Here is a 13,285-nt window from a genome sequence, read left to right on the forward strand (position 1 = left end):
CCCGTGCAGCCGCTTCGCAAGGCCGATCCGTCGGCCATCGCCGGCTACCGGCTCCTCGGCCGACTCGGCGCCGGGGGCATGGGCGTCGTCTTCCTCGCCCGCTCGACCGGCGGCGCGCTCGCCGCGCTCAAGCTGATCCGCGCCGAGCACGCCGCCGACCCCGGCTTCCGGGAGCGGTTCCGCCGCGAGGCGCGGGCCGCCGAACGCATCACGGGCCGCTGGGTCGTCCGCGTCCTCGGCGCCGACCCGGAGGCCCGCGAGCCGTGGCTCGCGACCGAGTACGTGCCCGGCCCCTCGCTGGCCGAGGCCGTGGGCCTGCACGGCGCCCTACCCGAGCCGACCGTACGGGCCCTGGGCGCCCGGCTCGCGGCCGCGCTCGCCGACATGCACGAGGCGGGTCTCGTCCACCGGGACGTCAAGCCCGGCAACGTCCTCCTCGCCCTCGACGGGCCCCGGCTCATCGACTTCGGCATCGCCCGGACCGCCGGGGCGACCGCACTCACGGCCACCGACGCGATGATCGGCACCCCCGGCTTCCTCGCCCCGGAACAGGCCCGGGCCGCGGGCGCCGGCGAGGTCGGCCCGGCCGCCGACGTCTTCTCGCTCGGCTGCGTCCTCGCGTACGCGCTCACCGGCGAACGCCCCTTCGGTACGGGCGGGGTGGCGGCCGTCGTCTACCGCACGGTCCACGAGGAGCCCGACCTCGCCGAGGTGCCGGACACGATCCTTCCCCTGGTCGAGGCCTGCCTGGCCAAGGATCCGGCGGACCGGCCCACGGCGGCCGAGGTGCGGGCCGCCTTGGGGGAGGCCGAGCGCCCGGCGGGGGACTGGCTGCCGGACGGCCTTCCCGCCCTGATCGCCCAGCGCTCCTCCCGGGTCCTCGACCTGCCGGTGCCGGAGCCCACGATGCTCGTGAACGACGAGCCCCCGCAGGGCCCTTCGCGCCGCCGGTTCCTGATCGGCGGCTCGGCGGCAGCCGTCGTGGGCGCCGGCGGCCTGACCGCCTACCTGCTGAGCCGTACGCCCTCCGGCAGCGCGGGCAGTGGTGGCGGTACGGGCACGGGCGCACGGCTCCCCACGTACACGATCGGCGTCGTCACCGACCTGAGCGGAGCCACGAAGACCGACGGGCGGGCCCAGGAGCGCGGGGCGCGGCTCGCCGTGGAGACCCACAACGCCCGCGCCGACCGCACCTTCGACCTGGCCCTGAAGGCCGTCGACGACGGGGGAGACCCGAAGCGCGCCAAGGCGGCCGCCCGTACCCTGGCCGGCATCGGGAACCTGGCCGCCGTGCTCGGCCCGACGGTCACCGGGACCGACATCGCCGCCCACGACGAACTCTTCACCCACAGGGTCCCGTTGGTGAGTGTGGTCGCCTCGGTGCAGGAATCGGACCTCGCCGGACAGGGCAATGACCAGTCCTACCTCGAGGCCCGGGCCTCGCCCGACACGATGGTCGTGGCCTTCGCCCGGTGGCTGGAAGAGCACGGCCGCCGCAGGACCGCCGTCATCGAGGACCGGGCGGGCGGACGCGCCACCTGGTTCGCCGCCAAGATCCTGAAGGAGAACCCCCCTTCGTCCGCCAGCGGCGGCGTCACCACATCCCACCCGGTGGAGGCGGACAGCGAGGACTTCGAGTCCGCCGTGCGACAGGCCCTCGCGACCCACCCCGACGGCATGTACTACGCGGGGACGTCGCCCCGCCGGGCCGCACTGTGCGCCAAGGCCCTGGCACGCCAGGGGTACGAGGGCCCGCGCGGCGCCGGGGAGCAGGTGCTCCAACCCGAGTTCCTGAGCGTGGCGGGCCCGGCGGCGGAGGGCTGGTACTTCGGCACCAGCTACGTCGACCCCGACCGCATGCCGGCCGGGAAGCAATTCGCCGCCGCGTACCGCGAGCGCTGGAAACTGCCCGCCACGGCGCCGTTCGAGCGGTACGCGACGGAGGCGTACGACACGGTCCACTGGATCGCTCAGGCGCTGCGCACGGCGGTCGTGAACAAGGCGGAGCACGTGGCCACCGCGGCCGCGAACGCCCTGCGACAGGCCCCGTACCAGGGGATCGCGAAGGCGTACCGGCCCGACCTCAGGAACAGCAAGGACGCGATGCTGAACGCGGTCTTCCTCTGGCAGGTGCGCGGCGGGGTCCCCACCTACCGGGGCCCGTTCGCGACCGCCGCGAAGGAGGACTGACGAGGGCCCGGCCCGCGGTGCGGGCCGGGCCCTCGGGCGCGGGTGCTAACCGACGACCGTCCAGGTGTCGTTGCCGGTCAGGAGCTGGCCCAGGTCGCCCTTCCCGTACCGCTCCACCGCCGTCTCCAGCTGGTCGGCCATCAGGGTGTCGTAGACCGGCCGGTCCACCGAGCGGAAGACGCCGATGGGCGTCTGGTGCAGGGTGTCCGGGTCCGCCAGCCGGGAGAGCGCGAAGGCGGTCGTCGGGGTGGCGGCGTGGGCGTCGTGGATCAGGACCGAGCCCTCGTTGTCGGGGGTGACGGTGACGACCTTCAGGTCGCCGGTGGCGGGGTCGCGGACGACGCCCTTGGCGTTGTCGGCGCCGAAGCGAATGGGCCGGCCGTGTTCGAGGCGGATGACCGCCTCCTGGGCCTGGTCCTTGTCCTTGAGGGCCTCGAAGGCGCCGTCGTTGAAGATGTTGCAGTTCTGGTAGATCTCCACCAGGGCGGTGCCGTTGTGTGCGGAGGCCTGGCGCAGGACCTCGGTGAGGTGCTTGCGGTCGGAGTCGACGGTGCGGGCCACGAAGGACGCCTCCGCGCCGAGCGCGAGGGAGACGGGGTTGAAGGGGGCGTCGAGGGAGCCCATCGGCGTGGATTTGGTGATCTTGCCGAGCTCCGAGGTGGGGGAGTACTGGCCCTTGGTGAGGCCGTAGATCCGGTTGTTGAAGAGCAGGATCTTGAGGTTGACGTTGCGGCGCAGGGCGTGGATGAGGTGGTTGCCGCCGATGGACAGGGCGTCGCCGTCGCCGGTGACGACCCAGACGGACAGGTCGCGGCGGGAGGTGGCCAGGCCGGTGGCGATGGCGGGGGCGCGGCCGTGGATGGAGTGCATCCCGTAGGTGTTCATGTAGTACGGGAAGCGGGAGGAGCAGCCGATGCCGGAGACGAAGACGATGTTCTCGCGTGCCAGGCCGAGCTCGGGCATGAAGCCCTGCACGGCGGCCAGGACGGCGTAGTCACCGCAGCCGGGGCACCAGCGGACCTCCTGGTCGGACTTGAAGTCCTTCATGGACTGGGCGGCCTCGGCCTTGGGGACCAGGTGCAGGAGCGGCTCGGTGGGCTCAGGCATCGATGGCCTCCTTGAGGGCGGCGGCGAGCTGTTCGGCCTTGAACGGCATGCCGTTGACCTGGGTGTGGCTGCGGGCGTCGACCAGGTACGTCGCCCGGACGAGGGTGGCCAGCTGGCCGAGGTTCATCTCGGGGATGACGACCTTCTCGTACCGCTTCAGGATCTCGCCGAGGTTGCGGGGGAAGGGGTTGAGGTGGCGCAGGTGGGCCTGGGCGATGGGCCCGCCCTCCCGGCGGATGCGGCGCACCGCGGCGGTGATCGGCCCGTAGGTGGAGCCCCAGCCCAGCACGAGAGTGGTGGCGCCGTCGGGGTCGTCGACCTCCAGGTCCGGCACGGCGATGTTGTCGATCTTGGCCTGGCGGGTGCGGACCATGAACTCGTGGTTGGCCGGGTCGTACGAGATGTTGCCGGTGCCGTCCTGCTTCTCGATGCCGCCGATGCGGTGCTCCAGGCCCGGGGTGCCGGGCACCGCCCACGGCCGGGCCAGGGTCTCCGGGTCGCGCTTGTAGGGCCAGAACACCTCGGTGCCATCGTCCAGGGTGTGGTTCGGGCCGGTGGCGAAGGGGGTCGTCAGGTCGGGCAGCTCCTCGACGTCCGGGATCCGCCACGGCTCGGAGCCGTTCGCCAGATAGCCGTCCGACAGCAGGAACACGGGCGTGCGGTAGGTCAGCGCGATCCGGGCGGCCTCCAGCGCCGCGTCGAAGCAGTCCGCCGGCGTCTTCGGGGCCACGACCGGCACCGGCGCCTCGCCGTTGCGGCCGTACATGGCCTGCAGCAGATCGGCCTGCTCCGTCTTCGTCGGCAGACCGGTGGAGGGTCCGCCGCGCTGGATGTCGACGATCAGCAGCGGCAGCTCCAGCGACACCGCCAGCCCGATCGTCTCGGACTTGAGCGCCACACCGGGTCCGGACGTCGTCGTCACCGCAAGCGAACCACCGAAGGCGGCGCCGAGCGCGGCGCCGATGCCGGCGATCTCGTCCTCGGCCTGGAAGGTCCGCACGCCGAAGTTCTTGTGCTTGGACAGCTCGTGCAGGATGTCCGAGGCCGGGGTGATGGGGTAGGAGCCCAGGTAGAGCGGCAGGTCGGCCTGCCGGCTCGCGGCGATGAGGCCGTACGAGAGAGCCAGGTTCCCGGAGATGTTGCGGTAGGTGCCGGTGGGGAAGGCGCGGGTGGCGGGGGCGACCTCGTAGGAGACGGCGAAGTCCTCGGTGGTCTCGCCGAAGTTCCAGCCGGCCCTAAAGGCGACGATGTTGGCCTCGGCGATCTCGGGCTTCTTGGCGAACTTGGTGCGCAGGAAGGTCTCGGTGGCCTCGGTGGGGCGGTGGTACATCCAGGACAGCAGCCCGAGCGCGAACATGTTCTTGGAGCGTTCGGCCTCCTTGCGGGACAGGCCGAAGTCCTTCAGCGCCTCCAGGGTGAGCGTCGTCAGCGGCACCGGGTGGACCCGGTAGCCGTCCAGCGAGCCGTCCTCGAGGGGCGAGGTTTCGTACCCGACCTTCGCCATCGCCCGCTTGGCGAATTCGTCGGTGTTGACGATGATCTCGCCGCCGCGGGGTACGTCGGCGATGTTGGCCTTCAGCGCGGCGGGGTTCATGGCGACCAGGACGTTGGGGGCGTCGCCGGGGGTCAGGATGTCGTGGTCGGCGAAGTGGAGCTGGAAGGAGGAGACGCCCGGCAGGGTTCCGGCGGGGGCGCGGATCTCGGCGGGGAAGTTGGGCAGGGTGGAGAGGTCGTTCCCGAAGGATGCCGTCTCCGAGGTGAAGCGGTCGCCCGTGAGCTGCATGCCGTCGCCGGAGTCACCCGCGAAACGGATGATCACCCGGTCGAGCCGGCGCACTTCCTTCTCGGTGCCGTGGTGGGGCGTCGCCGGGGCGCTGCGCTGCTCCCCGACCAGGGCCTCACCGGCCTCGCTACTGACCTGGCTGGTCACTGAACTGGACCTCCCTCGCGGCAAGGGGACTCTCCGCCGGAGGCGGGGAGAAGGCTCGGGGCGCGGCAGGCGGCCTCCGTGCGGAGATCACCTTCCGTCCCAGGCCCACCCTACGACGGTAAGGGGGGCCTTCCCGGGACTTCTCACATCGCGGACCTCTTTTTGAGACGCCCTCTTGCCCTGAATCGTCACGTTCTGTCGCCACCCGGAGTGTTCCGGAAAGTCTGGTTCCGCCTCATCCCTTGGAACTAGGACCAGGATATCTGACAGAGTGTCAGATGATCAGGACTTCAGGTACGTCAACACCGCGAGAACCCGGCGGTGATCACCGTCGCTCGGGGAGAGGCCCAGCTTCAGGAAGATGTTGCTGATGTGCTTCTCCACCGCGCCGTCGCTCACGACCAGCGCTTTCGCGATGGCGGAGTTCGTCCGGCCCTCGGCCATCAGCCCGAGGACCTCCCGCTCGCGCGGGGTCAGGTTGGCCAGTACATCCTGCTGACGGCTCCGGCCGAGCAGCTGCTGCACGACCTCGGGGTCCAGGGCCGTACCGCCCCCGGCCACCCGGACGACGGCGTCCACGAACTCACGGACCTCGGCGACGCGGTCCTTGAGCAGATAGCCCACGCCCCGGCTGGAACCGGCCAGGAGTTCGGTGGCGTACTGCTCCTCCACGTACTGCGACAGCACGAGCACGCCCAGTCCCGGATGCTCCTTGCGCAGCCGCACCGCCGCGCGCACGCCCTCGTCGGTGTGCGTCGGCGGCATCCGTACGTCCGCCACGACGACGTCCGGCAGGGCGCCCTCCTCGGCGAGCCCGGCCACGGTCTCCACCAAAGCCTCGCCGTCCCCGACCCCGGCGACGACCTCGTGCCCGAGATCGGTCAGGAGCCGGGTCAGCCCCTCACGGAGCAGTACGGAATCCTCGGCGATGACCACCCGTACCCGCCCCGCCACATCTTGCCCACTCACGGCTTGCCGCCCCCATGCTCCGGTCCTCCGATTGGACCTTCAGCATGGCACCCCTGGCCGTCCGGCGGGGGCGGCACCTGCAGGGCGGCGCCTTCCGCCCACGCGTGCCCGCGCCCGCGCTGGGCGGTGCCTCCGCCTTACGGGCCCGCGCCCCGCGCCCGTGTGGGCCCGCGCCCTCCTGGGCGGCGCCCCCCGCCCATGTGGCGCCTGCGCCCGCCCCGTGTGGGCCCGCGCCCGTGTGGACGTTGCCCCGCTGCCGTGTGGGCAATCGTCCCGCTGGGGCGGGACGGGTGGGCACACGGGACGGCGCCCCCAGCCGGGCCTAGGCTCCCGCGCCCTGACCCGCACCGACCGCGCGGCGCACACGGGGTGCGGGTTCGGGCGCGGAAGCCTCTGGCGCCGGCAAGGGCGCGGGTCCGTTGTGCCCACCCGTCCCGCCCCAGCGGAACGACTGCCCACAACGGGGCGGGCGCAGGCCCACGACGGGGGCGTCGGCCCGGGCGGGTGGGCGCCGCCCCGGCGGAACGACCGCCCACACCGGGGGCGACGAGGCCGCGGGCCCGGTGCCGGCAGGCCCGGTCGGAGCCCAGGTCCCACCACGCGGGCTACGCCCGCCACGGCAGTTCCGCCGTCACCGTCGTCGGGCCGCCCGCCGGCGAGTCCACCGCCAGGACCCCGTCCACCGCACCCACCCGCTCGGAGAGCCCCGCCAGGCCCGACCCGCCGTCCCCGACGACCGCGCCGCCCACCCCGTCGTCCCGCACCTGCAGCATCAGCCGGTCGCCCGTCCGCCACACGTCCACCCAGGCCCGCCGGGCGCCCGAGTGCCGGGTGACGTTCTGGAGGAGCTCCGAGACGGTGAAGTACGCGATGCCCTCGATCGCCGGCACCGGCCGGGCCGGCAGGTCCACGTCCACGGACACCGGGACCGAGCACCGGGAGGCCACCGCCGAGAGGGCCGCGTCCAGGCCGCGGTCGGTGAGGACGGCCGGGTGGATGCCCCGGGCGAGGTCCCGCAGCTCCTGGAGGGCCAGCTTCACCTCGCCGTGCGCCTCGTCGACGAGTACCGCCGCCGCCTGCGGGTCCCGCGCCAGCTTCTCCTTCGCGAGCCCCAGGTCCATGGCGAGCGCCGCGAGCCGCGCCTGCGCGCCGTCGTGCAGGTCCCGCTCGATGCGCCGCAGGTCGGCGGCCGCGGTGTCCACGACCACGCCCCGGTCCGACTCCAGCTCCGTGACGCGCGAGGCGAGGCGCGACGGGCCGAGGAGCCCGGAGACGAGGAGCCGGTCGACGGAGACGAGCCCGCGCAGCACCCACGGTCCGACGAGGACGAACACGAGCCCGATCAGGCTGGTCACGGCGAGCTCGAAGGGCGCGTCGAGGTAGAAGGCGTGGGTCGCGTCGCCGTACAGCTGGATCCCGTCCTGCCCGACCCACGTGGGGAACACCCACTGCCACAGCGGGTACGTGAAGAGGCTCCAGCCCCAGGTCCACAGCGCCACGGCCACCGAGAACGAGAAGACGGCCCACGGCATGTGCAGCACCGCGTACAGCAGGTGCCGCCACGACGCGCCGCTCTTCAGCATGGCCCCCATCCACGAGAACGCCCCGCCGGTCCGCCCGCGCACCGGCTCCGGCGCCGCCACGTCGAGGCCGAGCAGCCCGCGCGCCCGGGCCCGCTCCACCGCGCCGAAGCCCCGGCACATCGCGAGCGCCCCGGCGAGGATCGGTACGCCGAGGAAGGTGACGAGCAGCCCGGCGCCGGTCGAGACGAGGGCGACGGAGAGCACGAACCAGCAGATGCCCAGCGGCAGCCCGATCAGCACGTACAGGAGGGCGCGCCAGGTGCGGGCCTCGAACGGCGCGCGGATCGCGGCGGGAAGTCGGTGGGAGGCGGCCATCGCGGAGTTCCTTCTCTGCTCGTCTGATCGTCTGCTCGAAGCTCGTCTGCTTGAAGCTCGTCTGCTCGAACGGGGGCGGGCGGTACGTGTTCCAGGGTTCCGTTCCGCCGCCCGCCGGACCATGAGGGAGGTGGGCGTCTACGGGCGGGGGTTTTCCCTACCCACGGCTCATCCGGTGGGCCGGGAGCGCCACGGCAGCTCCGCCGTGACCGTCGTCGGACCGCCGTCGGGGGAGTCCAGGACGAGCACCCCGTCGACCGCGCCGAGCCGCTCCGCGAGCCCCGCGAGCCCCGTACCGCCGTCGAAGCGCGCCCCGCCGGCCCCGTCGTCCCGCACCTGGAGCATCAGTCGGCCGCCCGCCCGCCACACCTCCACGGAGGCGGACCGGGCACGCGCGTGCTTGGAGACGTTCTGGAGGAGCTCCGAGACCGTGAAGTACGCGATGCCCTCGATGGCCTCCGCCGGCCGCTCCGCCAGGTCCACGTTCACCTTCACCGGCACCGTGCAGCGCGCGGAGACGGAGGAGAGGGCCGCGCTCAGTCCCCGGTCGGTGAGGACGGCCGGGTGGATGCCCCGGGCGAGGTCCCGCAGCTCCTGGAGGGCCAGCTTCACCTCGCCGTGCGCCTCGTCGACCATCGCCGCGGCGGCCTCCGGGTCTTCGAGCAGCTTCTCCTTGGCGAGGCCGAGCCCCATGGCGAGGGCCACGAGCCGGGCCTGCGCCCCGTCGTGCAGGTCGCGTTCGATGCGCCGCAGGTCGGCGGCCGCGGTGTCGACGACCACGCCCCGGTCCGACTCCAGTTCGGCGATCCGCCGCTCCAGCTCGTCGGAGGGCGAGAGCAGCCCCCGGACCATGCCCCGGTCGCCGTTGGACAGGCCGCGGGCCAGGAAGGGCAGCACGGGCCAGAGGACGATGAGCGAGACGAGGGCGACGATGAAGGTCACGATCCCCCAAGGCAGCCGGATCAGCCCGTACAGCTGGGTCCGCCAGGCCACCGGGTCCTTCAGCCGGGACCACAGCCAGCCGAAGAAGCCGTCGGCCGGGGGCAGCGGGGAGGGCTCGGCGACCGTCACCCCGAGCAGCGCGCGGGCCCGCGCCCGCTCGGACCGGCCGATGAGGCGGGGGCCGCCGAGGCCGAGGGCGAGCAGCGGCAGCCCGACGACGGTGACCGCGAGGCCCGCGCCGAGCGCGATGCTGACGACCGCGTAGACGAAACCGGCCAGGGCCGTGAACAGGTTGGAGAGGAGGAAGGCGATCTCCTTCCAGGTCTCCTGCCCGTAGGCGAGCCGCAGCGGCGGACGGGGGGTCTCGGCGGAGCCGGGGGACTCGACCGGCTGGATGGGATCAAGATCGGCGCTCATGGTCCCCAGACTGCCGTTCGAGGAGGGTGCGACGCCATGGGGGAGGTGGGTGAGCGGAAGGGGGGCTATCCCCACCGGCGACGGCACGGCGCAGGCATCGGCCGAGGCACCGGCACAGCCACCGGCCGAGACACGGCGTAGCCACCGGCCGAGGCGCAGGCGTAGGCACCGGCGTACCCACCGGCCGAGGCACCGGCGCAGGCACCGGCCGAGGCGCCGCAAGGCACCCGCGACTGCTTACGGTCCCTTTAGCAGGGCCTAGACTCGCGTCCGTACAGACTGACTCATGAGACACCGAGACCGAGGGGCGGACGTGCGGGAACCGACCGTTGTCGCGGCCGACGCGGCGGACTACTTCCAGACGTACTCCGTCGTCGGCCTGCTCGCCGTCGTCGGCGTGCTCTTCGTCGCCGTGGCGTTCGGCGCCGGCCGGCTGCTCAGGCCCGTCGTGCCGACGCCCGAGAAGCTCCTCACCTACGAGTGCGGTGTCGATCCCGTGGGAGAGGGCTGGGCCCACACCCAGGTCCGCTACTACGTGTACGCCTTCCTCTACGTCATCTTCGCCGTCGACTCGATCTTCCTCTTCCCCTGGGCGACGGTCTTCGCGGCGCCCGGCTACGGCGCCACGACCCTGGTCGAGATGTTCGTCTTCCTGGGCTTCCTCGCCGTGGGGCTGCTCTACGCATACAAGAAGGGCGTCCTGACATGGACGTGACCCCGCTCCCCGCCCCGAAGCTGGGGCCGCTGGCCCGCCTGGCCCCCGAGCCGATGAAGGTGGTCCTGAACTGGGGCCGCCGCTACAGCCTGTGGGTCTTCAACTTCGGCCTCGCCTGCTGCGCGATCGAGTTCATCGCCGCGTCGATGGCCCGGCACGACTTCATCCGGCTCGGCGTGATCCCCTTCGCACCGGGCCCGCGCCAGGCCGACCTGATGATCGTCTCGGGCACGGTGACGGACAAGATGGCGCCGGCCGTGAAGCGTCTGTACGAGCAGATGCCCGAGCCGAAGTACGTCATCTCCTTCGGCGCCTGCTCGAACTGCGGCGGCCCGTACTGGGACTCGTACTCGGTCACCAAGGGCGTCGACCAGATCATCCCGGTCGACGTGTACGTACCCGGCTGCCCGCCGCGCCCGGAGGCCCTCCTCCAGGGCATCCTCAAGCTCCAGGAGAAGATCGCCCGGGAGAGCCTGGCGGAGCGGTACGCGACGGCTCCGTCGGTGGCTCAGCTGACGAGCCCCCTGGTGACGCCCCCGTCGGGAGGCGCGGAGTGAACCGGTACGACTCCCTCCCCGACTCCGTGACGGAGATCTTCGGCGAGGAGGCGACGGCGGAGCAGGCGTACGACCTGCTGACGGTCGACGTCCCGCCGGGTTCCTGGATCACCGCGCTCACGACGGCCCGCGACGAGCTCGGCTGCACGTACTTCGACTGGCTGAGCGCGGTGGACGAACCGGGTACGGGCTTCCGCGTCTGCGCGCACGTGGTGGCGCTGGGGGAGGGCGCGCCGAAGCGCCTCCTCCTGCGGACGACGGTCCCGCACGAGGCTCCCGTCCTCCCCACGGCCATCGGGGTGTACGCGGGCGCGGGCTGGCACGAGCGCGAGACCCACGAGATGTTCGGCGTGGCCTTCGAGGGCCACCCGCACCTGGTCCCCCTGCTGCTCCCCGAGAACTTCGAGGGCCACCCGCTGCGCAAGGACTTCGTCCTCGCGGCGCGGGTCGCCAAGGCGTGGCCGGGCGCGAAGGAACCGGGCGAGTCGCACGACGGCGGTGGTCCGAAGCGCCGCCAGATGCTCCCGCCGGGCGTCCCGGACCCCAACGAGTGGGGCCCCCTGAAGGGCCAGCTCCCCCCGGCCCCCGCCCGCCCCGCCCGCGCGGCGGCAGGCGAACGCCCGGCCCGCGCGGCCGCGGGCGACCGCCCGGTCCGCCGCGCCCGCTCGGTCACGGAGGGCTCGGCGAGCCAGGCGACCCCGGAGCCGGGCGCGACCACGGAGGCGCCGGCCACCGAGGCCCGCCCGCCGCGCCGCTCCCGCACGGCTGCGGAGGGCTCGGCGAGCCAGGCAGCCCCGGAGCCGGGCGCTCCGGTGCGCCGCTCCCGCTCGGCGGCGGACGGTTCGGCGAGCCAGGCGGCCCCCGAGCCGGGCGCGACCGCGGAGGCCCCGGCCTCCACGACCCGCCCGCCGCGCCGTACCCGCTCCGCGGCCGACGGCTCGGCGAGCCAGGCGACCCCGGAGCCGGAGGCTCCGGCTGCGGACGGCCAGTCGGCTGCGGACGGCCCCGCGCCCCGCGCGGCCGCCGCCACCCCGCGTACCCGCAGCTCGGACGCCCCCTGGCACCACGCCCGCCCGGCCTTCGACGAGGACCCGGCCGCGCCGAAGCCCCCGACCGAGCCCGCGCCCCCGACGACACCGGCCACCTCGGCTACTGCCGAGCCCCCGGCACCGGAGGCTCCGGCGCCCGACGCCGCCTCCGGGCAGCGTGCCGAGGAGCCCGGAGTCACCGAGGCTCCGGCCCCAGAAGCCCCCGCCCCGCAGGAGGCCCCGGCTTCTGCGCCGGACGCCCCGGGGCCCGGCCCGGAGGCTCCGACGCCCGGCCCGGAGGCCCCGGCCTCTACGCCGGACGCCTCGGGTCCTGACCCGGAGGCCCCGGCTCCCGGCCCGGAGGCCCCAGCCCCTGCGCCGGACGCCCCGGCTTCCGGTCCCGCCGGCCCGGTGGAGCCCACCGCACCCGGCCCCGAGGCCCCGGCGCCCGACGCCGCCCGCACCGCCGAAGGCACTCCCGCCGAAGGCGGACCCGCCGAGCCGCCCGCAGGGCGTGACGGCACCGACACCGACCCCACCGACCCCGCCGGAGGCGATCCCGCGTGAACGACGCACTCGACGTCGCCGTCCGGCTGCTCATCGTCTTCGCCGTCTTCCTCGTGCTGCCGCTCGTCATCGGGCAGACCGAGCACAAGGTCATGGCCCATATGCAGGGGCGCCTCGGGCCCATGTACGCCGGTGGCTTCCACGGCTGGGCCCAGCTCGTCGCCGACGGCGTGAAGTTCGCGCAGAAGGAGGACGTGGTCCCGAAGGACGCGGACCGGCGGATCTTCCAGCTCGCGCCGGCCGTCGCCCTCCTCCCGTACCTCTTCGTCCTTGTCGCCATTCCGATCGGGCCCAGCGAGGGCGCCGTCGGTCAGGTCGTCGACGCCGGCATCTTCTTCGTGCTCGCCGTGATGGGCGTGGGCATCCTCGGCTCGCTCATGGCCGGCTGGGCCTCCGCCAACAAGTTCTCGCTGCTCGGCGCCCTCCGTACCGCCGCCCAGCTCCTCGCGTACGAGCTGCCGATGCTGCTCACCGCCGCCTCCGTCGCGATGGCCGCCGGCACCGTCTCGCTCCCCGGCATCCTGAACGCCTTCGAGTGGTGGTGGCTGCCCTGGCAGATCATCGGCGCGCTCGTGTTCTTCACCGCCGGTCTCGCGGAGCTCCAGCGGCCCCCGTTCGACATGCCGGTCGCCGACTCGGAGATCATCTTCGGCGCGTACACCGAGTACACCGGCCTCCGCTTCGCACTCTTCCTGCTCGCCGAGTACGCGGGCATCGTCGTCCTCTGCGGTCTCACCACCGTCCTCTTCCTCGGCGGCTGGCACGGCCCCTTCGGCGCCGACGGCCTCGGCTGGGTCTGGACCCTCCTCAAGACGGCCGTCCTCGCCTTCGTCGTGATCTGGCTGCGGGTGTCCTACCCGCGCCTGCGCGAGGACCAGCTCCAGAAGCTCGCCTGGACGACCCTCGTCCCGCTCGCGCTCGCGCAGATCGCGCTCACCGGCATCGTGAAGGTGGCGATCCAGTAA

Annotated in this window: 10 protein-coding genes; 5 read left to right on the top strand and 5 right to left on the bottom strand. The window is 73.4% G+C overall.

The window, feature by feature from the left end; translation table 11 throughout:
- The first annotated feature begins 3 nt into the window (after window positions 1-3).
- Window positions 4-2,190, top strand: coding sequence for a bifunctional serine/threonine-protein kinase/ABC transporter substrate-binding protein (locus tag SVTN_RS22425; protein ID WP_041130713.1), 2,187 nt, complete (start codon window positions 4-6; stop codon window positions 2,188-2,190).
- Between the two features lie 45 nt (window positions 2,191-2,235).
- Here SVTN_RS22425 and SVTN_RS22430 read toward each other — a convergent pair whose 3' ends face one another.
- The 5 genes from SVTN_RS22430 to SVTN_RS22450 all read right to left on the bottom strand — a co-directional run bounded on the left by SVTN_RS22430 (window position 2,236) and on the right by SVTN_RS22450 (window position 9,453).
- Complete coding sequence (locus SVTN_RS22430) at window positions 2,236-3,297, bottom strand: 2-oxoacid:ferredoxin oxidoreductase subunit beta (RefSeq protein ID WP_041130714.1); 1,062 nt, start codon at window positions 3,295-3,297, stop codon at window positions 2,236-2,238.
- Entirely contained in the window at window positions 3,290-5,227 is a 1,938-nt protein-coding gene (locus SVTN_RS22435) for a 2-oxoacid:acceptor oxidoreductase subunit alpha (protein ID WP_041130715.1), read from the bottom strand. The genes SVTN_RS22430 and SVTN_RS22435 overlap by 8 nt, the downstream gene beginning before the upstream one ends.
- A gap of 282 nt (window positions 5,228-5,509) precedes the next feature.
- On the bottom strand, window positions 5,510-6,181 hold the full coding sequence (locus SVTN_RS22440) for a response regulator transcription factor (protein WP_063782275.1): 672 nt from the start codon (window positions 6,179-6,181) through the stop codon (window positions 5,510-5,512).
- Window positions 6,182-6,801: 620 nt separating this feature from the next.
- Window positions 6,802-8,094, bottom strand: coding sequence for a sensor histidine kinase (locus tag SVTN_RS22445; RefSeq protein WP_041130717.1), 1,293 nt, complete (start codon window positions 8,092-8,094; stop codon window positions 6,802-6,804).
- Window positions 8,095-8,262: 168 nt separating this feature from the next.
- Window positions 8,263-9,453 carry a sensor histidine kinase gene (locus SVTN_RS22450; RefSeq protein WP_078908448.1) on the bottom strand — a complete coding sequence of 397 codons (1,191 nt, stop codon included), beginning with the start codon at window positions 9,451-9,453 and terminating at the stop codon, window positions 8,263-8,265.
- 286 nt (window positions 9,454-9,739) lie between these two features.
- On the opposite strand from SVTN_RS22450, the gene SVTN_RS22455 reads away from it, so the two are divergent.
- Genes SVTN_RS22455 through SVTN_RS22470 form a run of 4 tightly spaced genes read left to right on the top strand, consistent with a single transcriptional unit; the run spans window position 9,740 to window position 13,285 of the window.
- Window positions 9,740-10,168, top strand: coding sequence for an NADH-quinone oxidoreductase subunit A (locus SVTN_RS22455; RefSeq protein ID WP_174518279.1), 429 nt, complete (start codon window positions 9,740-9,742; stop codon window positions 10,166-10,168).
- A complete protein-coding gene (locus SVTN_RS22460) occupies window positions 10,159-10,725 on the top strand; it encodes an NADH-quinone oxidoreductase subunit B (RefSeq protein WP_041130718.1) in 567 nt (188 codons plus the stop codon). Before SVTN_RS22455 ends, SVTN_RS22460 begins: the two co-directional genes overlap by 10 nt.
- Entirely contained in the window at window positions 10,722-12,320 is a 1,599-nt protein-coding gene (locus SVTN_RS22465) for an NADH-quinone oxidoreductase subunit C (RefSeq protein ID WP_052499259.1), read from the top strand. Before SVTN_RS22460 ends, SVTN_RS22465 begins: the two co-directional genes overlap by 4 nt.
- Window positions 12,317-13,285: a complex I subunit 1/NuoH family protein gene (locus SVTN_RS22470; RefSeq protein WP_041130719.1), complete on the top strand. Its 969-nt coding sequence runs from the start codon at window positions 12,317-12,319 to the stop codon at window positions 13,283-13,285. The genes SVTN_RS22465 and SVTN_RS22470 overlap by 4 nt, the downstream gene beginning before the upstream one ends.

Origin of the sequence: Streptomyces vietnamensis (genome assembly GCF_000830005.1) — a bacterium.
Classification (GTDB): Bacteria; Actinomycetota; Actinomycetes; order Streptomycetales; family Streptomycetaceae; genus Streptomyces; species Streptomyces vietnamensis.